This is a genomic window from Gordonia aquimaris (assembly GCF_026262595.1).
Classification (GTDB): Bacteria; Actinomycetota; Actinomycetes; order Mycobacteriales; family Mycobacteriaceae; genus Gordonia; species Gordonia tangerina.
This window is the reverse complement of record NZ_JAPKFM010000003.1, coordinates 128,288-149,829: the sequence shown is the minus strand read 5'-3', so window position 1 is coordinate 149,829 and position 21,542 is coordinate 128,288. Positions and strand designations below refer to the sequence as shown.

The following is a 21,542-nucleotide window of genomic DNA, read 5'->3' as shown; positions in this document are numbered from 1 at the left end:
CTTGGCACACTGACAGACGTGGCAGCATCAGAGCCGACGCCCGCAGCGGCCGTCGCGGCATCGACGACATCGTCCTCCCCCGACAGCGATCGGCGGTACGTCCTGACCCTCGGATGCCCCGACCGCACCGGAATCGTCGCGCGGATCTCCGGGTTCCTCGCCGAGATCGGCGGCTGGATCACCGAGGCGGGGTATCACTCCGACAGCGAGACCGGGTGGTTCTTCACCCGGCAGACCGTGCGGGCCGGATCGGTCCGGATCGGCCTCGACGAGATGCGCGAACGCTTCGCCCGTGAGGTGGCCGCCGAAATCGGCCCCGACACCGAGTGGCAGCTCACCGACACCGGCGCACCGAAGTCGGTGGTGCTGCTGGTCAGCAAGGAGAGCCACTGTCTAGTGGACCTGCTCGGCCGTGCGCATCGCGGCGAACTGCCGGCCAACGTGTCCGCGGTGATCGGCAATCATCGGGATCTCGAAGAGCTCGTCACCCGCTTCGACGTCCCGTTCCACCACGTGCCATTCCCATCCGACGGCAAGGCGCAGGCATTCGATGAGGTGGCCACCGTGGTCGAGCAGTACTCACCAGATGCCGTGGTGTTGGCGCGATTCATGCAGATCCTGCCGCCACAGCTCTGCGACGCGTGGGCAGGCCGCGCGATCAACATCCACCACAGCTTCCTGCCCAGCTTCGTCGGCGCCCGCCCGTACCACCAGGCGTTCGCACGCGGCGTCAAACTGATCGGCGCCACCTGCCACTACGTGACCGCCGACCTCGACGCGGGACCCATCATCGAGCAGGACGTGATCCGGGTCGATCACAGCGACACCGTCGCCGACATGGTGCGCCAGGGCCGCGACATCGAGACGATGGTGCTCTCCCGCGGCCTGCGCTGGCATCTCGAGGACCGCATCCTGGTGCACGGCCGCAAGACGGTCGTCTTCACCTGACGTCACCGCGGATTCGTAGTATCGACCGGCGTTTTCCGCCGGTTGATACTACAAATCGTCAGAAGCCGAAGTCGCCGAAGTCTCCGAAATCGCCGCCGCCGTCGAAGAAACCGCCGCCGGAGTCGCCACCCATGTCGCCGCCACCGAAGTCGCCACCGGCATCGCCGGCGTCACTACCGGCGTCTCCACCGTCGAGTGCGCCGGCGTCCGATCCGTCACCTGCACCGCTCTCGAAGGCGTTCGCATCGTAGTTGACACCTGCCATGCCGGAGAACAGCGCCGAGAACAGGAACATCGACCCGATGCCCCACGCGCCGGCGACCAGGGCGGGCTTCCACCACGGCTCGGAGTACCAGCCGGCCGGCACCGGGCGCCCGGCGACACGACCACCGGGATAGTAGTTGGGGGTTCGCTCCGAGGGGCCGGGCGACGCCTCGATCTGCCGGCCCTCGAAGTCGACCGTGCGGTCTTCGGTAACCGCGCCGGCGCTCTTCTGACCCTCGAGTTCGGGCACGGGTGGGCCCGGGTCGAGATTCATGGCGGTGCGGGCCGCGCGGACGTAGTAGAGACCCTCCAGCGCGGTCTGTTTGGCCAGGCGCGCCTGCGCCGGCGACGTCGCCTGCTCGATCTGCGATCCCGCGGCGTTGTAGCGTTCGCCGGCGTCGGCGAGCGCCTGCTTGGATGCGGGGCCGTCACCCACCAGCATGAACACCTGGCCGCCGAGCCGTTCGATGGCTTGGCGCGCATCGGCTTTGGCGTCGTCGAGCTGGCGAGCGGCGTTGGCCCCGGATCGTTGCTGCGACATCACCACGATGCCGACAACCACCACGACGACCACCGCGATCAAGATCAGTGCGCTCATCTCTTCCTCCGTAGGGGGTACACCTGCGCTGCCCTCCCGGGAGACCGCGGGGGCGCTCCGCCAAGATCGGCAAAATCGGACATCTCCCAGCGTACCGACGATCGTCGGCTCACCGCCGCGTCCGCATCCGGCGGCGGTCGCTCAGGCCGCCGAGCAGCCGCCGGAATCTCCGGTCATCTGACCCGACAGCGCCACATCCTGCCCGTCGACGGCGAAGTCGACGCCCTGGTCGGTCACCTTCATGTTCTGCACGGTGACCTCGTCGAACAGCGGGCCGAACATCGAATCGGACACACTGTCGACCACCTGCTGGGCGAAGTCGGAGGGGATGCCGAAGATGAAGGCGTTGGCCTCGACCACCTCGAAGTCGACGCGCCCGTCCTGCAGCACGGGTTTGATCGTGGTGGACACCGGGATCGGTAGGAAGGCGAGCTGCACCGCGGAATCGACCTTGATGGTCCCGTCGGCGGCATTGCCGGTGATCGACTCGATACTGGCGCCCTGCATCAGGCTGCTCGCCCCGTTGCCGCCGTTGCCCGAGGTCGACGGATCGGGGCTTGCGGTGGCCGACTCGCTCATCGCGACCACCCGATCGAACGGGATGAACCCGGTGCCGACCAGAGAGCGGATGTTGGTGGTGTCCCCGTCGCCGGTGATGCCCTCGGCCCGCGCATGCAACCGCATCTGGCCGGGCTCGTCGGCGGTGTCGATCTGGACGAACGGGATGTCGTTGCCGAAGCCCTGCAACAGCATCGGCTTGCGACTCAACGACACCGAGGTCTCGGTACCGGTGAGGTCGGTGAAGGCGCTCTCCATGCAGTCGGTCGCCTGGTTGCGCAGATAGAGTTCGCTGCCGACGGCGGCGATCACCAACACCAGGACCACCGCCACCGAGGCCAGTGCGACGATCTTGCCGGTGCTACGCCGTTTGGCCGGCGCCGACGACACGACACCGGGCTGCGCTTCGGGCGGTATCGGCGCGAAACCGTCGGTCCCACTCGCCGGGAACCCGCCGGTCTCCCCGGGGCCGAACTGAGCGGTCTCGGTGCGCGGCACCTGCGAATAGGCGCGCGGTGACTGATCGGTCGTCGCCGCGGCGTCGAGCCGCGCGGTGTGATCGTCCGGGTACGGATGGGCACCCGGCTCGTCGGGACGACCCGTCTGCGGGGTGGGCTCGTTGTCGGACCGCTTCTGCGGGTCCTCGCCGGCTGCCGGCCGGTCGGTGTTCTCGCTGTCGGTCATGTCGTGCGGTCCTCAGTTGCTGCTCGGTGCCGAGACCTGTCGGATGGGCCGTTCGTTGTCGAGCACGGCCAGGGCTTTGCGTGCCTTCTCCACTGCGTTCACATCGATCTCGTGAACCCCGACCTGCACGCTGTCGTCGTATGCGGCGACCACGGTACCGAAGGGATCTGTGAGTTGGCTGTGACCTGTTCCGGTGGGTGCCGACGACTCGGCCACCTGCTGATCGGTGGGTACCGCCTGCCCCACGGCGACCACGAAACTGGTCGAATCCAGTGCCCGCGCGGTGGCCAGCACCTGCCACTGGTGCACCTTGCCCGGGCCGGCACCCCACGATGCGGGCACCACGATCACCTGCGCGCCGCTGCGCGCGAGTTCGGTGAACAGCGCGGGAAAGCGGATGTCGTAGCAGGTGGCGACACCCACCGTGACGTCGCCGATCGTGAAGGTGACCGGGTCATCGCCCGGCGCAACGGTCCGGGACTCGGTGAAACCGAAGGCGTCGTAGAGATGGATCTTGTCGTAGGAGGTGCGCGACCCGTCCGGGGCGGCGATGAGCAGCGTATTCGCGACCCGATCGCCCGCGGGCGTGAACATCCCGGCGACGACGGTGACCCCGTGGCGTTCGGCGATCGACGACACTCCACGCGCCCACGGACCGTCCACCGGCTCGGCGACCGGGCCCAGCGGGACGCCGAACCGGCACATCGTCGCCTCGGGCAACACCACCAGATCGGCGTTGTCGGCGGCGGCCTCGGCCACCGCGGCCTCCACGAGCTCCAGGTTCGCCGCCGGGTCTGTGCCGGAGGCGATCTGCGCCATCGCAATTCGCATGGCCACCAGCGTACGGACCGGCACGCTGCTGACAACCGGCTGATCATGGGGCATTCGCACGATCAGATGACGAATCAGTCGGGAGAAACCACCGACCACGGCACGGTCAGCACATTGTCGACCGACCGGCCCCGGCCGATGACCACCGGGATGCCGCCCGCACGCATCGCCGTCAACGCCTGGCGCCACCGAGTCCGCGGGCCGTAGGCCGCGTGACCGGCCGCAATGTCCCAGGCGCGGTCGGCCCGGGTCAGCAGTTCATGAATCCGTTCGCCCGCAACATTGTGGTGGATCAACGCCTTCGGCAGACGTTCCGCGAGTTCCGAGGGTCGCGCCGTGTGTTCTGGCGACCAGCTCAGCGTCAGCGTGCGCGGCCCGGCGGCGTCCAGCACGATCCAACAGCAACGGCGACCGATCTCGTCGCAGGTGCCCTCCACGATGAGCCCGCCCGGGGCCAGCGCATGCCGCATCTGCGCCCAGGACGCGGCCACCTCTTCTTCGTCGTACTGCCGCAGCACGTTGAAGGCCCGAACCAGCTGCGGACGCAAGCCCGCGAGTTCGAAGCCGCCGAGGGCGAATCGCACCTCGTCGCGGGTACCGACGATGCGCTCGGGATCGATCTCCAGGCCCACCATCTCGAGGTTCGGCGCAATTGTCCGCAGGCGCCGCGCCATCTCGACGGTCGTGTCGGGGCGCGCCCCGTAGCCGAGGTCGACGACGAGCGGACGGGGCACCGAACCGAGTGCGATGCCGATCGCGGCGTCATGCACCATCCACCGGTCCACCCGCCGGAGCCGGTTGATGTTGGTGGTGCCGCGGGTGATGCGGCCGAGCGGCCTACTCTGGCCGGCCCCGCCGGCGCTCAGAGGTTCTTCTTGACCCAGTCGGCCGCGTATTCGGCTTCCGCGCGGAACAGGTCGACGAGATTGACCAGCATCAGCTGTTCGAGCTTGCCGTTGACGAACGGGATGAACACCTTGACCTCGGTGGTCTTGCGGATGGTGCAGCCGGTCTCGGTGGGGAAAAGTTCCTGCCACCCCTGCAGGCTGCCCGGGCCGGCCGGGATCGACGCGGTGTAGTCGCCCTTGGTGTTGTCCGGGTCGAATGCGCCGAAGGTCTCCTCGCGGGTGATCACCATGTCCTTCATCAGCACGGTCTGCGCGAGCGCCGGCAGCTGGTCGCGACCGATCGTCTGCTTGAGCACGACCTTCATCCCGGTCTCGTCGGCGGTGAACGAGTCGACCGCACAGTGCGGGGAGATCATCTGGAAGCCCGCCATCATGTCGTCCCAGTACTGTCGGGTGCTCTGCGCCTGGTAGAGCGTTTCCGCAGGGTGGGTGAAGCGCGCCGAGTAGCTGAGCCGTCGTGCCATGGCGACCAGGCTACGTTACCGATTCGTTGCTTCCCAATTCGTCGGCGATGTCATGGCGCCGGCCCCTTCAGCGATGCGCCGCCTCCCACGACACCGTCTGCTCGTGTTCGGCGTCGAGCAACTCCACGAGTTGGTCGATGATGGCCTTCTCGATCTTGCTGCCGACGAACGGAACGCTGACGTCGACGTCGGCGGTATATCGGGTGGTCGCCGGGTCACCACTGATGGCCACGGCCCCCGCGACCTTCGCCGGCGCCCCGGACACCGTGGCGGTCATCTCACCGGCGATCTCGTCGCCGACGAGCCGGAAGGTGTTCCGGCGCGGGATCTGCGCGTCCCCGTTGAGCACCTTGGACACCATCGACGGCAGCTTCTCCGCCGGCACGCCCTGCTGCATCGCCACGGTCACCGTGTCCCCGGACACCTCGAACGACTCGAGTTTGCCGTGGCTGGAGTTGATGGCCTCGAGCAGATCCCGCCAATAGTCTTCCGACGACAGGACCTCCCACAGCCGCTGAACCGAGAAGGGATAGGACACCGTGTGTTCCATCGTGCTGGCCATGAGGGGGACACTACCGGAGTACGACGACCCGGCTACCGTTACACGGGTGAGTGAGAGCGGCCCGCGGCACCCGACACCGACGACCCCGGACACGCGCCTGTCGACGATGACGACGCTGCGCCTGGGCGGGCCCGCACGCGCGGTGCACAGATGCCGCGAAACCGACGACCTGGCGCAAGTCGTCACGACCCTCGATCACGCCGGGGATCGCTGCCTCCTGGTCGGGGGTGGATCGAATCTGGTGGTCGCCGACGAGGGCTTCGACGGCACCGTGGTGCTCATCGAGACATCCGACGTGGTGTTCGGCGACGAGAACGGCGTCCCATTCGTCACCGCTCAGGCCGGTGTCGGCTGGGACGATCTCGTCGCGACCACCGTTCAGGCGGGCTTCGGTGGACTGGAGTGTCTTTCGGGCATCCCCGGTGCCGCGGGCGCGACACCGGTGCAGAACGTGGGCGCCTACGGCGTCGAGGTGGCCGATCTGCTGCGCAGCGTCGAACTGCTGGACCGTCGATCGGGACGACGGCATTGGGTTGCGCCGAGTGCGCTCGAACTCGGCTACCGCACCAGCAATCTCAAGCATCGTGACGATCACGTGGTGCTCGGGGTGTCGTTCTGGCTCAACGCCGATCGGATCAGCCGACCGATCCGCTACGGCGAACTGGCGATCGCGCTGGGGGTCGAGCCCGGCGCTAGGTCCGACGCCGCCGCGGTGCGCGATCGGGTGCTGACCCTGCGACGCGGCAAGGGCATGGTCCTCGACCCCGGCGATCACGACACCTGGAGCGCGGGCTCGTTTTTCACCAACCCGATCGTGTCCGACGACGATGCCTCGCAGGTCCTCGACCGCATTGCCACGCGCCTCGGGGCGCAGACCCGAGTGCCCACCTACCCTGCCGAGGGTGGGATCAAGTTGTCGGCGGGATGGCTGATCGAGCGGGCTGGCTTCACCCGCGGATATCCGGGACCGGCAGCCCCGGCCCGATTGTCGACCAAACACACTCTGGCACTGACCAACCGCGGCACCGCCCGCACCGCAGATCTCCTCGATCTGGCCCGGACGGTCCGCGACGGGGTGCACGAGGCATTCGGCATCACCCTGTATCCGGAGCCGGTGCTGGTCAACTGCGAGCTGTAGACCCCGCCGGTTCGGGGCGGGTGACCTCGGCCAACACCTCGTCGAGCAGTTCGTTGTACCGTACGCTCGCCTCGATGCTCGACATGTGCCCCACACCCTCAAGGCTCACGAGCTCACGGAGTACACCGTTGCGCCGCAACACTTCTGCCATCTCTTCGGCGTGTACGGGTGGGGTGAGCCGATCCTCGGTACCCACCACGACGGTCGTCGGCACGCGGAGTGCGTCGAGACCCGCGGTGACGTCGAGTTTGCCCATCGCCGATCCCCAGCCGGCCCGTGAACGCGGCGGGCAGGCCATGATCATGGCGTCGACGAAGTCGACGTGCGCCTTGCGCGCCTGCGGCCCGAGCGCGATGTAGTGCGACAACCAGGCGGCTCGATCGGTGTGCGGCACCGGAATCGGCGACGACGTGACAAGCCTGCCGACCGTCGACTCGAACGGTTTGGTGTAGCGGGGCAGCCCCACCGGGATGAGCATGTGGTTCTGCATCACCGCCTTGGCGGCGGTGGAGGTCAGCACCACCGACGACACCCGCGACGACACCTGATCGGCGTACTGCGCCGCCCACGACATGATCGTCATGCCGCCCATGCTGTGGCCCACCAGGATCGCCCGACGCCCGTTGGGCACCGTGGCCTCGATCACCCGATTCAGGTCCTGTCCCAACATGGCGATGGTGGGCCGCACCCGGCCGAGTTCGCTGGCACCGTGCCCACGCTGGTCGTAGGCGATAACGGGACGGTCACCGGCGAGATGGTTGATCTGCGGATACCAATAGGCGGTGTTGCAGGTCCAGCCGTGCACCATCACCACGACGTCGCCATCAGCGTCGGCGGGCCCATACCTTTCGACGTTGAGCCGCACCCCGCCGCTGCTCTCGACCGTGATCCGTCGCGGCGGCTGTTGCGGCACACTCAGAAGATCGTCGGGCCCGTCGTCGACGGCGCGCTGCGCGCGGAACGCTTCACGCAGCATGCCGGCGAAGATGGTCCCCACCCCGGCGGCGAGGACACCCACACCCACCGCCGCTCCTGCTCCGGCGGCGATCGCGATTGCGCGACGTGCCGATCGCCTCGTTGTCGATTTCTCGGTCATCGTTCCCCCTTGCAGTTCGATTTCCGCAGCCTCTACCTGCGCTTAATCCGTCCGATCGCCGACGCTGCGCGTCTCGTCACCCGTCGGTTCCCCCACGCCGGCGTCGGCATCCGGCCCCGAAATGGCATTCGCACCGGCGGCGTCACCATCGACACCACCCGGAGCGGTCGCGTCGAAGTAGGTACTGGCCTCCCCGATGGCCGCCGAGATCTGTTCGTCGAGGGCCTTCCGGAAGGTCGATTCGACGATGTCGTGGGCCATCGGCCGGACGGTCTGGATGAGCTCCGCCATCTTGCTGACCTGTTCTTCTCCCAGGTCGGGCAGGTTCTCGTCGAAGTACTTGTCGGTGATGATCGACACGAAGCTCTTGGCGACATCTTCGAGGTCGTCCTGCACCCGCACCCAGCGATCGAGCAGTACGTCGATGTCGATCCCGGCCTTGACCAGGGTCTCGGCCCCTTCGAGTAGTTCCGGATTGCGGATCGCGTAGTGCGCGCCGTCCTTGGCCAGCAGACCCAACTTCTGGCTCAGCGCGATGGAGCGGTCGGTCGCGTTCAACGTCTTGCGCAGTTCGGTGATGGTGATCGTGGCCGCCCGCTTGAAGTTGCGGAAGCGACCGCCCCTGGGGGCCCCGCGCAGCACTTGTTCGACCCGCATCCCGTAGTGCGCGGCGTGTAGCAGCTCGCTGATCGTGGCGAAGGTGTATCCGCGTTCGAGCATGCGCGAGATCAGATTCAGTCGGACCAGGTGCTCGTCGGAATACCAGCCGGTGCGGCCACGGATCGTCGGCGCCGGCAACAGCCCGCGGTCCTGATAGACGCGAATGTTGCGCACGCTGACACCCGACGCGTCTGCCAGGTCGTTGATCCGGTACTCGGCCACTTCGCCAGTCTATTGCCCGTGCCGGCGCCACCTGAAAACCCCGGCCGGACCGGGCGGGTCACTACCTCTTGCTGAACCAGCGCTTGCCCTGGATGTCGTCGACCCGGGGGCGGACATCGACCAGATAGACCAGCATGGCCACCACACCGATGATGCCCAGGAAATTGACCGCGCCGAACAGCCAGATGAACAGGGTCGCCGCAGCCAGGATCGACACCCAGATCACCTTGCTCTGTCGATCGACCGCCGGAAACGCATCCTTGCGTTGGAGGGCGGCGTGGAGCAGCGCCACCGCCGCGGCGACCCCGGCCACCAGGGTCAGCAGCAGCAAGATCAGATTCTGCCCGTAGGCCATCACAGTCAACAGGTCCACGAGACCAGCTTAGACATCGACGCCACACGCGTTCCGGGCGAACCGGTCAGGGTGCCGCCCCGGCGTCGGGATCGCGCGGTGGTTCAGGCCTCGTCCGGGTTCACCCGCTGCGGTGGGGTCTTCTTCGCGGGCGCCTTCTTGGCCGGGGCTTTTTTCGCCGCCTTTTTCGCCACTGCTTTCTTCGCCGGCTCCTGCACGGACTCGGCCTTCTTGGTCGGCGCCTTCTTGGCCGGGGATTTCTTGGCCGCCGCCTTCTTTGCGGGAGCCTTCTTTGCGGGAGCCTTCTTAGCGGGAGCCTTCTTGGCCGGCGCCTTGGTCGCAGCTACCTTCTTCGCCGGCGTTTTCTGTGCTGCCGAACTCTTCGCCGGGGCCTTCTTCGCCGGCACCGCGTCGAGCGTCACCTCATCGGCACTGCCGGTGCTCAGCCCCGCCATGGTGGCGGCGCGTTCCCCGACCGCACGGGTCTGGGTCGAGATCGTGCCCAGCGCGTCTTCGGTGATACCGAGCGCATCGTTGTACACCTTCTCCAGGCGGGGCAGGTTCTCCTCGACCAGCGGCTGGGTCTTCAGCCGCTCAACCACCTCCTCGCCGCGCTCGGACAACGCGGTCAGCAGACCGGCCGCCACGGCAAGGTACGCCTCGGCCACCTTGCGTAGCTCGTCGGGACTGAACCGGGTCAACAACTCATCGATCTCGGTGGGCAATTCCACCGGCAACGACGACAACCGGTTCTTGGCATCCTCGAACACCGTCAGCGCCGAATCCCTGGTCTCGTCCACCCGGTTCTGCGCCCGGGACTGGGCCTCACCAAGACGCTTCTGCGCCTGTTCACCTGCGGCCTCACTGCGTTCCCGCAGGTCGGTGAGCAACGCGGTCACCTGCGCGATGACCGTGTTCAAGGGATTCTCCGGCATGTTCACTCCTTGACGTCGGTGTTCTCTTTCCGAAACGACTCGTAGATCTCGAGCAGCATCTGTTTCTGGCGTTCACTGATCGAGTCATCGGCGAGAAGCGCATCACGCACCGGGCTCGCCGGCCGTTCCTCCAGGATGCCCGCACGCACGTAGAGCACCTCTGCGGACAACCGGAGGCCCTTGGCGATCTGTGCGAGGACATCGGCCGACGGTTTGCGCAAGCCACGTTCGATTTGGCTCAGATACGGGTTGCTCACCCCGGCGCGTTCGGCGAGTTGGCGCAGCGACACCTCCGCGGCAACGCGCTGTGACCGGATGAAGCCGCCGATGTCCTGCGCAGCTGTGGCCACCGCGTCTTGCGCGGCGGTAGCGACCGCCTCCACGGTTTCGACCGGACCGCTGGAACCACCGCCATCGGCGTCGTCGGTCTGATCGGCGGGTGTCCGGACGTCGCCATCACCGTCGACAGACTCGACGGGATCGGGCAATTCGTTGTCGTCCGGCTCCATCACTCTCCCGTTTCGGTCCTGCTCACCAGTATCGGCGGGCGTGCTAACACGTGCAAGCAGACGTCACCCGAAGATGAGCACCGACACCGTGTAGATGACGAGTCCGGCGAGCGCACCCACGACGGTCCCGTTGATCCGGATGAATTGCAGATCGCGCCCCACCTGCAGTTCGATCTTGCGGCTGGTGTCGTCGGCGTCCCAGCCGCGGACGGTCTCGGTGATCACCGAGATGATCTCCTGGGAGTAGTTGGCCGCGATGTGGCGTGCGGCACGAACCACCCAACCGTTCATCTTGTCCTGCAGCGGGCGGTCGTTGCGGATGCGGATGGCGAGCTGGATGGTGGCGTCCGACAACGAGTTGCGCAGTGTGCTGTTCGGGTCGGTGAGCATCTGTTCGATGACGGCCTTGCCGGTCTTCCACGCGGTCGAGGCGGCATCGGAGACCTCGTCGCGCCCGATCAGTTCCTGCTTGATCTTCTCGAAGCGGGCGATGGTGTCCGGGTCGTGCTGCAGGTCGTCGGCAAACTGTTCCACGAAGGTGTGCATCGACCTCCGCAGCTGGTGGTGCGGATCGACCTTGACCTTGTAGGTGAAGTCGACGAGTTCGCGGTAGATCCGGTCGCCGAGCAGCACGTTCACGAACTTCGGTTTCCACGACGGCCCGACGTCCTCATCGACGACACGGTCGATGAGATCCTGGCTGCCCAACGCCCATTCATGCGCGCGGTCGCAGGCGAGCTGGAAGACCGGCTCCAGCCGATCTTCGGCGATGAGTTGCTCCAGGACACGACCAAGGGGCTGTGCCCATTCCGGCTCACCGGCCCACTTGATCGCGTGCTCGATGAGCTTCTCGATGTCCTCGTCGCGCAGCATTTCCGCGGCCAGTGAGATCAGGCGGGCCGCCTCGTCGGACACCCGCGGCGCGTTGACTGGATCGGCCAGCCACGTCGACAACCGTCGTGGCAGGTCCAGGCTGCGCGCCCGGTGCTCGATCACCTCCACGGTCATGAAGTTCTCTTCGATGAATCCCCCGAGCTGATCGCCGATGTCGTCCTTCTTCTTGCGGATCAGCGCGGTGTGCGGGATCGGCAGGCCCAGCGGATGTTTGAAGAGTGCGGTGACCGCAAACCAGTCGGCCAAGGCGCCCACCATGCCCGCCTCCGACGCTGCCCGAACGTAGCCGACCCAGGCGGCGACGTCGGTGCCGTCGCGATGTTCGAGGTAGCGCGTGAACAGATAGACCGCGGCCGCGAACAGCAGGAATCCAGTGGCGACGACCTTCATCCGGCGCAGGTCACGGCGGCGTGCGGCGTCACCGGCGCCGTCGGCTCCGAAGCCGAGCGACGATCGCGGCGGCTCCACCTCGGGTGGACGATCCGGTGTGCCGGGAACGTCCGAAATGACTGTGGGCGGCATTGAACCAGTTTTACCTGCCACCCACTAGGCTGGCCAGGTGACGCCCAACCGTTCGAGCCCGGCAGCCGCCGCCCGCGCCGCCGTGGCCGCCGCCGCGAACGTCACCCGGGGTCTGGAGCATGCGTTGCTGAACTCCGTCACCGACCCCGGGGGCAAGCCGGATGGTCGGCGCCAGCGTTGGGAGAAGCACAAGGTGGCGCGCCGCTCCGAACTCACCGACGGCACGATTCGCGCCGTCCGCGAGCTGGGCGCCGACGTCGGTATGGACGGGATCGCCGCGCACATCGGTATGTCGAAGACCGTGCTCTACCGATACTTCACCGACAAGAACGACCTCGCCGTCGCCACGGCGGTGCGTTTCTTCGAGTCCACCCTGCTGCCACGCCTCACCGAGGCCATCACCGACGACGTGGACGAGTACACGCTGACCCGCACCGTCGTCGGCGTCTATGTGAACGCGGTGGCCGACGAACCGAACCTCTACAAGTTCGCGCTCACCGGCGCGCCGTCGTCGGTGGCCACCGCGGACTCGGAGAAGTTGGTCGCCCAGTTGATGACCAACGTGCTGGTCATCCGGATGACCGAGCGCGACGCCGACACCTCGGGTGCCGAGGTGTGGTCGAATGCGTTGGTCGGCGCGATCCAGCGGGCCGTCGACTGGTGGATGACCGAACGCTCCATCCCCGTCGCCGACCTCATCGACTACCTGACGATGTTGTCGTGGAGCACCATCGTGGGCATCGCCGCGGTCAACGGGTCCCGCGAGGCATTCATCGCCCAGCCTCCCCCGCTGCCCGACGCGGTCGATCACACCCCCGCACACACGACCGGTGGCGCGGCCGGGGAGAACCGATGAGTTCGACCGCACTGGTCACCGGCGGCAGCCGCGGTGTGGGACGTGGCGTGGCGACCGCGCTGATCGCGGCCGGCTGGACTGTCTATGTGACATCGCGGCATGGGACCGGACCCGACGGTGCCATCGCGCTGGCCTGTGACCACACCGACGACGACGCCGTCGCCGACGTCTTCGCACAGATCGAAGGTGACACCGACAGCCTCGATCTGCTGGTCAACAACGCGTGGGCGGCGCCCCGCGGTTTCGGCGGCTTCTCCGACAAGTTCTGGGAGCGCCCGGTCGACGACTGGGACACGCTCATCGGAGTCGGGCTGCGGGCGCACTATGTCGCCGCGGTCCATGCCGCGCAGATGATGGTGGATCGCGGTAGCGGGTTGATCGCGTCGATATCGTCATTCGGGTCGCGCGGGCACCTGCACTCGGTGCTGTACGGGATGAGTAAGGCCGGCCTGGACAAGATGGCCTTCGACATGGGCCACGAACTGTCCGGCACCGGGGTCACCGCGGTGTCGCTGTGGCTCGGGTTGATCCGTACCGAACTGCTGCTGTCGCTCGGCGTCGACGAGTTCGCCGGATTCTCCCTGCAGCGGGCGGAGGACCCAGAGTTCGTCGGACGGGTCATTGCCGCCCTCGCCGACGACCCGCAGTTGGACAGCTACAACGGGCACACGCTGGTGACCGCGGAACTCGGTGCCGCGTACGGCCTCACCAACAACGACGGCACGCCGCCCGACTCGCATCGGGCCGCCTTCGGCGGCGGACCACTGTTCCCGCCCACCCCCTCTGACTCCAAACCCAACCGTCGTTGACTGGGCGCCATTTCCCGTCGACTAGGCGCTCTTTCGGTCAATTGGGTCAATGGGCACCCGCCACGGGATGCGACGACCAAACTCTCAACGTCGTCGAATCGTTATCGCTCCGTTTTCTGATCCTGCGCCACACCGCCTACCGTCGGCGACATGAGAACACGAGCCATCACCCTGATCGGCGGCGTGGCCCTGCTTGCCGTGCATGCACCAACGACCCCGAAGGCGGGTCCCCCAATCGCGGTTCCGGATCGGAAACCGACCCCGTGAGCATCGAGAACGCCTTCATCACACCGGAAAACATCAACGGACTGTGTGCCCTGCAGGTCGGCGACGACGCCGGCTTCCGCTACATCGTGTCCAACATCTCCGACACCGACTCCGCGACCTTCACCGGGATCACCACCGATGTCGCCGAGTCGGCCGAGATGTCCCCACCCGGTCCGAAGACCGTAGAGCCACAGTCCGAGATCAACTCAGGCGTCAGCGGCGCGGACCTCGCACCCGGCGATCCGGCGTTCATCACCACCCTGCGCGGCCTCCGCGAGAACGCCGAGCCCGGTGAATCCTTCAGCGTCACCTTCACTTTCGCTGACCGGGACCCGATCGAGATCATGGTCCCGGTGGAAGCATGCCCTGCTGCGTGACGCCTCGCCTCCTCCCACGTCGAGTCCCGTCGAGTCGGCACCCAACCGGGGCCTACCGACCGGAAACAGCGCCCACTCGACGGGAAACGGCGCCCAGTCAACGGGGAGCGGCGGTTCGGGGCCGTAGCACCGTATGCGCGACCAACCCGATCACCAGACCCCAGAACGCCCCGCCGACACCGAAGAAGGTGAGCCCGGAGGCGGCGGCCACGAAAGTGAGCGCGGCCGGCACGCGGGTCTCGACAGCGGTGAACGCACCCACCACCGCTGCTGCGAAGGTACCCAGAAGCGCCAGTCCGGCAACGGCTTCCACCAGGCCACCGGGTGCGATCGCCGCGATCGTCACCAACGCCCCCGACAACGCCGCCAGTACGAGGTATCCGACGCCGGCCGACACACCTGCAATCCACCTGCGCGACCGGTCCGGCCCGGCCTCGTCGCCGGCCGCGAGCGCCGCCGACAACGCGGCGAGGTTGATCGCGTGACCACCGAACGGCGCCACGAACGCAGTGCCCGCACCGGTGACCGTCATCGCCGCCCGCCAGGGCGTCGTGTAGCCGAACGACGACAGCACCGCGACGCCAGGTATGTTCTGCGATGCCATCGTCACCACGAACAGCGGGATGGCGATGCCGACGATCGCTGCGACATCCAAATTCGGGGTGGTCCACGACAGCGTTGGCAGCCAGGTCGCCTCGAGGTGCTGCTCGTTGCCATGCACCCACACGTAGACCGCGATGACGGCGAGCGCGGTCAGCAGTGTCAACGGCAACGCCCACCGCGCCAGCCAGCGGGTCGCCACCAGCCAGACAATCAGGACCGGCAGGGTCAGAAGGGGCTCCGCGGCCACCGATTCCATCGGCGCCAGGCACAGCGACAACAACACGCCACCGAGCATCGCCTGCGCTATTGGGGTCGGAATGCGGGCGATCAGGTCACCAAGCGCCGGAATCAGCCCCACCAGAAGGATCAGGCCACCGACGACGAGGAATGCACCGACGGCCGCGGCCCACCCGGCGTCGTAGCCCGCGCCCATGCTCACCAGCAGCGCCGCCCCCGGGGTCGACCAGGCGAGAGTGACCGGCGCCCGTGACCGGATGCTGAGCACGATGATCCCGAGCCCGAACACGACGGTTAGCGCGAACAGTCCCGAGGCCGCCTGTTCGGCAGTGGCACCCACCGCTCGCAACCCTGCGATCACCACTGCGAAAGACGAGGTGAAACCGACCAGCGCCGTGACGACACCGGCGACCATAGGCTCGCGCAGCCCGGCCTGTGCTGTGATGGTCATCGGAGCAGGATAGCGCAGTCGTTCCGTAAACAGAACGGCCTAAGTAGAACGACCGCGTCGGACAGAGAGGCGACCGTGACCATCGACCAACGCCGACGCGCGGTCGGCCGCCGCATCGCCGCCGCCCGATCCGAGCGCGGGATGTCGCTGTCCGAACTCGCCCGTCGCGCGAGCATCGGCAAAGGGTCGTTGTCGGAGATCGAGTCCGGACAGCGCAATCCGACCCTGGACACCCTCTACGCCATCGCCGGCCCCCTCGGCGTGCCACTGACGGCACTGCTGGGCGAGGAGGCCGGCACCGAAGGCAGCGGCGATCATCTACTCGCCCGCGTTCTGCACGTCGAGCACCATCCCGATGGCGCAACAACCGAGGTCGTCTGGCTCACTGTCCTGCCGGGTGGCACCCGAGTGTCACCGGCACACGGAGCGGGGGTGACCGAGCACATCCTCGTTGTGGAGGGTGAGCTCACCGCCGGCCCGACCGGCGCCGAACGCCGTGCTGCATCGGGTGATTCGCTCACGTGGCACAGCGATGTCGAGCACACCTATCGCAGCGGCGACGTGCCGGCCCAGGCGGTGCTGACCATTCGCTCGCCGGGCGCATAACGGACCGTCAGTTGCCGGCCGCCCCGGCTTACCGCCGACGACGTATCCAGCTGCAGTCACAGCGGTTGGCACCGCCAATTATTGTGTCGGCCGACCGCCGACACCGCAGCCAGATCCGGCAGGGAACGCAGAATCGAGTAGGAGGGCGGGGTTTCCCGGCCCTCCTCTCACACCACCGTACGTGCGGACCTCGCATACGGCGGTTCGCTGAGTCAGTGAAACCTGGCCCAGGCAGAGTGAAAGCCCGAGCAGTACCGCGTCGACACGAATCGTCGACGCACCAGGACAGATCTCCCCAGATAAGAACATTCACTGTCCTCCTGCCGCCGCCGCATTTACACACCGACCGTTTCGGTGGAACGGGCTTCACCATCTCGTGCTGGCTTACCCCGATCGACATGCCTCATATGCGGTTCGTGTCCCTCGGTGCAGGATTTCGTCTCCGGCTTCCTTCCCACCCCACCTCGCAGTGACGCAGTTGCCATCGACTAGGAGTTAAACCACCTTCCCCTCCAGAGGACTTCCACCTCCAAGCGAATGCCCATGCTGGGCGTACACGACTCGGTCCCGCTCACCACACCGGGTGAGCGGGACCGAGATTCGAATGTAGCGTCAGATCAGCTGGTGGCCTTCTTCGCCGGCGCCTTCTTCGCGGGCGCCTTCTTGGCCGGGGCCTTCTTGGCAGCCGACACCTTCTTCGCCGGTGACGAATTCGAGGTGCGCGCCTTGGCCTCCACCGTGCCGGCAGCGCCACCGATCTCCGAAGCCGCCTCGGCGGTCTCGCCCTTGATGGTCTCGCCGGCCTCTTCGATGTCGGCGGCGACGTCCTCGACCCGGCTGCTGACCATGCTGGTCAACTTGGCGGCACGCTCACCGACGAGGCGGGTCTGCGAGGAGACCACACCGAGCGCGTCCTCGGTCATGTCGACGGCGTCGTTGTAGTACTTCTCTGCGCGCCCCAGGTTCTCCTGGACGACGGGCTGCTGACGGAGACGCTCGACGGTCGTCTCGCCGCGTTCTGCCAGCGAGTTGTAGAACTCGGTGGCGGTATCGAGGTAACCCTCGGCGAACTTGCGCAGTTCGTCCGAGGTCAGCTTGCCCCGGAGTTCTTCGATCTCGCCCGGCAGCTCCTCGGGAAGAGCGTTGATGCGGGTCCGCGCCTCCTCGATGCGGGTCTGCGCGTCGGTGCGGGTCTGCTCGAACCGGGTCTGCGCGCTCTCGGTGGCCGACTCGGTGCGCTCGCGCAACTGCGCGATGATGTCGTTGAACTGCGTGACGACGTAGTCTCCGGCGCCGACAGCGGCATAGATCGGGTTGGCCAGTGTGCGTGTGGATTCACTCACGGTTCACACCTCCTGTGTGATGTGCGGTAGGTCGGTCGTGGTCACCAGCCGCGATGCCGCGGATGACCACCCCCACAGATCACCCGACGGTGCCGGATGTCTCGACGGACCAATCGGCGTATCTGTCTGGTTCCAACAACCAGTATCCACGTCTTGCTAGCAAATGCAAGCACTATGCAAGCGCAGGTGGCACATGTCACGTGACGTTGATCTGCCGTCAACACGGCCGACGCCTGACGATCGCCTACGCGCCGACGCCCTGCTTGCCGGCGCCGGCCTCGGTGTAGCGATAGAACCCGTGGCCGGCCTTCTTGCCGAGTCGGCCCGCCTCCACCATCCGCAGCAGCAGGGGCGGAGGCGCATAGAGCGGCTCTTTGAACTCCTCGTACATCTTGTCGGCGATGGCCTTCACGGTGTCGAGACCGACGAGGTCGGTGAGCTTCAGTGGCCCCATCGGGTGCGCGCAGCCGAGCACCATGGCCTTGTCGATGTCCTCGGCGGTCGCGAAGCCACTCTCTGCCATACGAATGGCCGACAACAAATAAGGAACGAGCAGTGAGTTGACGACGAATCCGGAGCGATCGGCCGACCGAACGACCTGCTTACCGAGGACGTCGTGCGCAAAGGCTTCCGCCCGGGCACTGACATGGTTGGAGGTCATCAAGGTGGTGACGAGTTCGACCAGCGGGAGCACCGGCACCGGATTGAAGAAGTGCATGCCGATCACACGTCCGGCGTCCTGGGTGGCCATCCCCAGCTTCATGATCGGGATCGACGAGGTGTTGGACGCGAGCACTGCGCCCGGGTCGGTCACCACCTTGTCGAGATCGGCGAAGGTTTGGATCTTCACCAACTCGTCCTCGATGACGGCTTCGCACACCAACTGCCGATCCGCGAAGTCACCGAGGTCGCAGGTGAAACGTAGCTTTGCGGCGGCGTCCTCACGCTCGCGCTCGGTGAGTTTGCCGCTGGACACGCCACGATCGAGCGATCTCAGGATCCGAGCCCGACCCGCGGCGACAAGTTCGCGAGTCGCCTCGTAGACCAACACGTCGGCCCCGGCGCGCGCACAGACCTCGGCGATACCGCCGCCCATCTGGCCGGCACCGACCACACCGACCCGAGAGATCTTGTCGCTTGCCATGATCTACTCCTCGGGATTGACAACGCTGTCGCAACGTACGCGGCAGCTGGCCGAAAGCCGCACCGTTGCAGAAGGGTTCACCGGAAAGGCCCGGTGGGAGAAGACGAACCCGGGGTGGGCAAGGTGTCTACCCTGCCCGCCCCGGGTTCATCTGAAGGCAATGCTTCTCGCCAGAGCGCAATTCCTAGTGGAACTGACCTTCCTCGGTCGAGCCCTTCAGCGCCGCGGTGGACGTGTTGGGGTCGACGGTGGTGGCGATGTTGTCGAAGTAGCCGGCGCCGACCTCACGCTGGTGCTTGACGGCGGTGAAGCCACGCTCGTCGGCGGCCTTGAACTCGCGGTTCTGTAGGTCGACGAAGGCGGTCATCTGCTCACGGGCGTAGCCGTAGGCCAGATCGAACATGCCGTAGTTGAGCGAGTGGAAGCCGGCCAGGGTGATGAACTGGAAGGTGAAGCCCATGGCGCCCAGTTCGTTCTGGAACTTGGCGATGGTGCTGTCGTCGAGGTGCTTGCTCCAGTTGAACGACGGGCTGCAGTTGTAGGACAGCAGCTGGTCGGGGTACTCGGACTTGACGGCCTCGGCGAACTTGCGAGCCAGCTCGAGATCCGGGGTACCGGTCTCCATCCAGATCATGTCGGCGTACGGAGCATAGGACTTGGCACGCGCGATGCAGGGCTCGATGCCGTTGCGCACGTGGTAGTAGCCCTCGGCGGTGCGCTCACCGGTGATGAACTCGCGGTCGCGCTCGTCCACATCGGAGGTGATCAGGGTGGCGGCCTCGGCGTCGGTACGGGCGATGACGACGGTCGGGGTGCCCGCGACGTCGGCGGCCAGACGCGCCGAGTTCAGGGTGCGGATGTGCTGCTGGGTCGGGATGAGCACCTTGCCACCGAGGTGGCCGCACTTCTTCTCCGAGGCGAGCTGATCCTCCCAGTGGGTACCGGCGGCACCCGCGGCGATCATGGCCTTCTGCAGCTCGTAGACGTTGAGAGCGCCACCGAAGCCGGCCTCACCGTCGGCGACGATCGGCACGAGCCAGTTGTCGACGGAGTCGTCACCCTCGACGCGGGCGATCTCGTCGGCGCGCAGCAGCGCGTTGTTGATGCGACGCACCACGCTCGGCACCGAGTTGGCGGGGTAGAGCGACTGGTCGGGGTAGGTGTGGCCGGAGAGGTTGGCGTCACCAGCGACCTGCCAACCCGACAGGTACACAGCCTTGAGGCCGGCGCGCACCTGCTGCACGGCCTGGTTACCGGTCAGCGCACCGAGAGCGTTGATGTAGCTGCCGTCACCCTTGGTCACGCCGTCCCAGAGGATCTCGGCGCCGCGGCGGGCGAGGGTGTTCTCTTCGACGACCGAACCCTGGAGCTGGGCGACCTGCTCGGCGGTGTAATCGCGCTTGACGTTGTTCCAGCGCGGGTTGCTGTCCCAGTCCTGCTGGATCTCCGCGGCGGTGCGGGGCTTTCCGACGTTGCTCATTGCCTACTTCGCTTTCGGTTCATTGACGCGGGCACTCGTGCATCGTCCCGGTGGCGCCCGGGCCGATCTGCTGTCAGACATCCCGTCGGCGAGTGGCTTGCCGCGAATTGTGCGAACAAATCCCTCGTTGCCTTCGGTGTCTGGAACAAGAGTGCCACAGGACAAACCTGCAGGTCCAATCCCTTTCAAGTGCAAAATCCGGCCACACATCGGCCAACTTTTGCAAAGTTTGCGAATGTCGAGTTGCGAAATCCGACACGGTCACGCCAAAAAGTACGCGCGTACTGGGTTTTTAATCTACCCGTCGGTAGCCGCCGATGCACCCCTGCGCCGACGCGGATGGGCGCCGCGACCCGGCGCAGTCAGTGTGAATGTGACGCCTTTCACACTGACAGGGATCGTCGGTCAGCGTGATGCGGCGTTGACGGCGTCGTCGAACAGCTTCCCGAAGGCCGCGTCGGTCACCGGTGGTTGTGCATCGGTCGGCGGATCAGATGCCGGTGTGGACTCGCCTGACATCGTCAGCTGCACGGTCACCGCATCGCTAGCAGCGGTCTGCTCCGCAGCCGGGGAGAGCAGCGCGTAACCGGCAAATCCGACCTGCGTGCTGGCGGCCCCGTCGGGCAGGGTGGTGGTCACGTCCGAGCGCAACACCAGGGCCTGGTGCAGCCGGTCCGATCCCTGCATTTGCGCGGGCGTGGGTAGCTCCGTGTATCGGGTCACGATCCGCGCGCCCCGCAGGTTTCCCTCGCGGATGACCGTCGTGGTGATGGCGCACCGCCCGGTCGAGGCGGCAATGTCGGCGGGGATGTCGCGCTGCGCAGTGGTGACCAGCTCGACAAGCGAGGCCGTAGAGCTCCGTGCCGCCAGCACGGCGGAGTTCGCCGCGTCGATCTGCTCGTTGAGGTCGGCGTCGGCGGTGGGCCGACAGTCCGGTGGTGTGACCTCGGCAGCGTTCGCCGCTTCGATGTTTCCTCGATTGCCCTCGACCAGGTCTGCCACCGCCAGCTGGGCCGGGGCGAACCCTCCGGGCAACTGGCCTGGGGCGAGCAGCAGATCTGCCGGGACCGCCGACGTCGCCACCGACGCGGGCGGTACAGTGCCGTCGCCGCATCCGACCAGTGAGGCCGTCGCCGCCATCACGGCGATCACCATCACCGAGGCCCCCCGGCCACGCAGCACTCGGACTCGCACGCGGTCACCGTACCCTGAACAGGCGGGCGA

At 66.8% G+C, this 21,542-nt stretch carries 23 protein-coding genes; 6 read left to right on the top strand and 17 right to left on the bottom strand.

The window, feature by feature from the left end:
• Positions 1-18 precede the first annotated feature (18 nt).
• Positions 19-948 (top strand): formyltetrahydrofolate deformylase, encoded by a 930-nt coding sequence (gene purU, locus OSB52_RS04340; RefSeq protein WP_266060366.1) that lies wholly within the window; start codon positions 19-21, stop codon positions 946-948.
• 58 nt (positions 949-1,006) lie between these two features.
• Here purU and OSB52_RS04335 read toward each other — a convergent pair whose 3' ends face one another.
• The 6 genes from OSB52_RS04335 to OSB52_RS04310 all read right to left on the bottom strand — a co-directional run bounded on the left by OSB52_RS04335 (position 1,007) and on the right by OSB52_RS04310 (position 5,817).
• On the bottom strand, positions 1,007-1,810 hold the full coding sequence (locus OSB52_RS04335) for a DUF1542 domain-containing protein (protein WP_266060365.1): 804 nt from the start codon (positions 1,808-1,810) through the stop codon (positions 1,007-1,009).
• A gap of 141 nt (positions 1,811-1,951) precedes the next feature.
• A complete protein-coding gene (locus tag OSB52_RS04330) occupies positions 1,952-3,052 on the bottom strand; it encodes an LmeA family phospholipid-binding protein (protein ID WP_235723964.1) in 1,101 nt (366 codons plus the stop codon).
• Between the two features lie 12 nt (positions 3,053-3,064).
• Positions 3,065-3,883, bottom strand: a complete 819-nt coding sequence (locus OSB52_RS04325) for a carbon-nitrogen hydrolase family protein (protein ID WP_266060363.1) — start codon at positions 3,881-3,883, stop codon at positions 3,065-3,067.
• A 74-nt stretch (positions 3,884-3,957) separates the two neighbouring features.
• A complete protein-coding gene (locus OSB52_RS04320) occupies positions 3,958-4,707 on the bottom strand; it encodes a class I SAM-dependent methyltransferase (RefSeq protein ID WP_372475042.1) in 750 nt (249 codons plus the stop codon).
• A 38-nt stretch (positions 4,708-4,745) separates the two neighbouring features.
• Positions 4,746-5,255 carry a DUF2505 domain-containing protein gene (locus tag OSB52_RS04315; protein WP_266060361.1) on the bottom strand — a complete coding sequence of 170 codons (510 nt, stop codon included), beginning with the start codon at positions 5,253-5,255 and terminating at the stop codon, positions 4,746-4,748.
• 67 nt (positions 5,256-5,322) lie between these two features.
• Positions 5,323-5,817, bottom strand: coding sequence for a DUF2505 domain-containing protein (locus tag OSB52_RS04310; RefSeq protein WP_235723960.1), 495 nt, complete (start codon positions 5,815-5,817; stop codon positions 5,323-5,325).
• 106 nt (positions 5,818-5,923) lie between these two features.
• On the opposite strand from OSB52_RS04310, the gene OSB52_RS04305 reads away from it, so the two are divergent.
• Complete coding sequence (locus OSB52_RS04305; protein WP_266060547.1) at positions 5,924-6,955, top strand: UDP-N-acetylmuramate dehydrogenase; 1,032 nt, start codon at positions 5,924-5,926, stop codon at positions 6,953-6,955.
• On the opposite strand, the gene OSB52_RS04300 is transcribed toward OSB52_RS04305, so the two are convergent.
• From OSB52_RS04300 to OSB52_RS04275, 6 genes are all read right to left on the bottom strand, one after another.
• A complete protein-coding gene (locus OSB52_RS04300) occupies positions 6,939-8,051 on the bottom strand; it encodes an alpha/beta fold hydrolase (RefSeq protein WP_266060359.1) in 1,113 nt (370 codons plus the stop codon). The genes OSB52_RS04305 and OSB52_RS04300 overlap by 17 nt on opposite strands.
• 42 nt (positions 8,052-8,093) lie before the next feature.
• The gene (locus OSB52_RS04295; RefSeq protein WP_266060358.1) at positions 8,094-8,933 is read right to left on the bottom strand and encodes a MerR family transcriptional regulator; all 840 of its coding nucleotides are present in this window, start codon (positions 8,931-8,933) and stop codon (positions 8,094-8,096) included.
• A gap of 61 nt (positions 8,934-8,994) precedes the next feature.
• Complete coding sequence (locus OSB52_RS04290; RefSeq protein WP_235724030.1) at positions 8,995-9,288, bottom strand: DUF2516 family protein; 294 nt, start codon at positions 9,286-9,288, stop codon at positions 8,995-8,997.
• Between the two features lie 101 nt (positions 9,289-9,389).
• Positions 9,390-10,220, bottom strand: coding sequence for a histone H1-like repetitive region-containing protein (locus OSB52_RS04285; RefSeq protein ID WP_266060357.1), 831 nt, complete (start codon positions 10,218-10,220; stop codon positions 9,390-9,392).
• Between the two features lie 2 nt (positions 10,221-10,222).
• On the bottom strand, positions 10,223-10,729 hold the full coding sequence (locus OSB52_RS04280) for a helix-turn-helix domain-containing protein (protein ID WP_235723956.1): 507 nt from the start codon (positions 10,727-10,729) through the stop codon (positions 10,223-10,225).
• Positions 10,730-10,792: 63 nt separating this feature from the next.
• On the bottom strand, positions 10,793-12,145 hold the full coding sequence (locus OSB52_RS04275; protein ID WP_266060356.1) for a DUF445 domain-containing protein: 1,353 nt from the start codon (positions 12,143-12,145) through the stop codon (positions 10,793-10,795).
• Between the two features lie 37 nt (positions 12,146-12,182).
• Between OSB52_RS04275 and OSB52_RS04270 the strand changes: the two genes are divergently transcribed.
• From OSB52_RS04270 to OSB52_RS04260, 3 genes are all read left to right on the top strand, one after another.
• On the top strand, positions 12,183-13,001 hold the full coding sequence (locus tag OSB52_RS04270) for a TetR/AcrR family transcriptional regulator (RefSeq protein WP_266060355.1): 819 nt from the start codon (positions 12,183-12,185) through the stop codon (positions 12,999-13,001).
• Complete coding sequence (locus tag OSB52_RS04265) at positions 12,998-13,810, top strand: SDR family NAD(P)-dependent oxidoreductase (RefSeq protein ID WP_266060353.1); 813 nt, start codon at positions 12,998-13,000, stop codon at positions 13,808-13,810. The genes OSB52_RS04270 and OSB52_RS04265 overlap by 4 nt, the downstream gene beginning before the upstream one ends.
• 263 nt (positions 13,811-14,073) lie before the next feature.
• Positions 14,074-14,454, top strand: a complete 381-nt coding sequence (locus OSB52_RS04260; protein WP_266060351.1) for a copper chaperone PCu(A)C domain-containing protein — start codon at positions 14,074-14,076, stop codon at positions 14,452-14,454.
• A 97-nt stretch (positions 14,455-14,551) separates the two neighbouring features.
• Here the strand turns inward: OSB52_RS04260 and OSB52_RS04255 are convergent, their stop codons facing one another.
• Entirely contained in the window at positions 14,552-15,745 is a 1,194-nt protein-coding gene (locus OSB52_RS04255; protein WP_266060350.1) for a benzoate/H(+) symporter BenE family transporter, read from the bottom strand.
• A gap of 75 nt (positions 15,746-15,820) precedes the next feature.
• Between OSB52_RS04255 and OSB52_RS04250 the strand changes: the two genes are divergently transcribed.
• Positions 15,821-16,351 (top strand): helix-turn-helix domain-containing protein, encoded by a 531-nt coding sequence (locus OSB52_RS04250; RefSeq protein WP_235723950.1) that lies wholly within the window; start codon positions 15,821-15,823, stop codon positions 16,349-16,351.
• A gap of 617 nt (positions 16,352-16,968) precedes the next feature.
• Here the strand turns inward: OSB52_RS04250 and OSB52_RS04245 are convergent.
• From OSB52_RS04245 to OSB52_RS04230, 4 genes are all read right to left on the bottom strand, one after another.
• Complete coding sequence (locus OSB52_RS04245) at positions 16,969-17,694, bottom strand: heparin-binding hemagglutinin (RefSeq protein WP_235723949.1); 726 nt, start codon at positions 17,692-17,694, stop codon at positions 16,969-16,971.
• Between the two features lie 244 nt (positions 17,695-17,938).
• Positions 17,939-18,838 carry a 3-hydroxybutyryl-CoA dehydrogenase gene (locus OSB52_RS04240; protein WP_235723948.1) on the bottom strand — a complete coding sequence of 300 codons (900 nt, stop codon included), beginning with the start codon at positions 18,836-18,838 and terminating at the stop codon, positions 17,939-17,941.
• A 184-nt stretch (positions 18,839-19,022) separates the two neighbouring features.
• Entirely contained in the window at positions 19,023-20,318 is a 1,296-nt protein-coding gene (gene aceA / locus OSB52_RS04235; protein WP_235723947.1) for an isocitrate lyase, read from the bottom strand.
• Between the two features lie 405 nt (positions 20,319-20,723).
• On the bottom strand, positions 20,724-21,512 hold the full coding sequence (locus OSB52_RS04230; RefSeq protein ID WP_235723946.1) for a hypothetical protein: 789 nt from the start codon (positions 21,510-21,512) through the stop codon (positions 20,724-20,726).
• Positions 21,513-21,542: the final 30 nt, after the last annotated feature.

What these genes read in the sequence shown, in the direction of transcription:
- OSB52_RS04335 (WP_266060365.1), bottom strand. Translation starts at nt 1,810, where the DNA reads ATGAGCGCACTGATCTTGATCGCGGTGGTCGTCGTGGTGGTTGTCGGC.
- OSB52_RS04330 (WP_235723964.1), bottom strand. Translation starts at nt 3,052, where the DNA reads ATGACCGACAGCGAGAACACCGACCGGCCGGCAGCCGGCGAGGACCCG.
- OSB52_RS04325 (WP_266060363.1), bottom strand. Translation starts at nt 3,883, where the DNA reads ATGCGAATTGCGATGGCGCAGATCGCCTCCGGCACAGACCCGGCGGCG.
- OSB52_RS04315 (WP_266060361.1), bottom strand. Translation starts at nt 5,255, where the DNA reads ATGGCACGACGGCTCAGCTACTCGGCGCGCTTCACCCACCCTGCGGAA.
- OSB52_RS04310 (WP_235723960.1), bottom strand. Translation starts at nt 5,817, where the DNA reads ATGGCCAGCACGATGGAACACACGGTGTCCTATCCCTTCTCGGTTCAG.
- OSB52_RS04305 (WP_266060547.1), top strand. Translation starts at nt 5,924, where the DNA reads ATGACGACGCTGCGCCTGGGCGGGCCCGCACGCGCGGTGCACAGATGC.
- OSB52_RS04300 (WP_266060359.1), bottom strand. Translation starts at nt 8,051, where the DNA reads ATGACCGAGAAATCGACAACGAGGCGATCGGCACGTCGCGCAATCGCG.
- OSB52_RS04290 (WP_235724030.1), bottom strand. Translation starts at nt 9,288, where the DNA reads ATGGCCTACGGGCAGAATCTGATCTTGCTGCTGCTGACCCTGGTGGCC.
- OSB52_RS04285 (WP_266060357.1), bottom strand. Translation starts at nt 10,220, where the DNA reads ATGCCGGAGAATCCCTTGAACACGGTCATCGCGCAGGTGACCGCGTTG.
- OSB52_RS04280 (WP_235723956.1), bottom strand. Translation starts at nt 10,729, where the DNA reads ATGGAGCCGGACGACAACGAATTGCCCGATCCCGTCGAGTCTGTCGAC.
- OSB52_RS04275 (WP_266060356.1), bottom strand. Translation starts at nt 12,145, where the DNA reads ATGCCGCCCACAGTCATTTCGGACGTTCCCGGCACACCGGATCGTCCA.
- OSB52_RS04265 (WP_266060353.1), top strand. Translation starts at nt 12,998, where the DNA reads ATGAGTTCGACCGCACTGGTCACCGGCGGCAGCCGCGGTGTGGGACGT.
- OSB52_RS04255 (WP_266060350.1), bottom strand. Translation starts at nt 15,745, where the DNA reads ATGACCATCACAGCACAGGCCGGGCTGCGCGAGCCTATGGTCGCCGGT.
- OSB52_RS04240 (WP_235723948.1), bottom strand. Translation starts at nt 18,838, where the DNA reads ATGGCAAGCGACAAGATCTCTCGGGTCGGTGTGGTCGGTGCCGGCCAG.
- aceA (WP_235723947.1), bottom strand. Translation starts at nt 20,318, where the DNA reads ATGAGCAACGTCGGAAAGCCCCGCACCGCCGCGGAGATCCAGCAGGAC.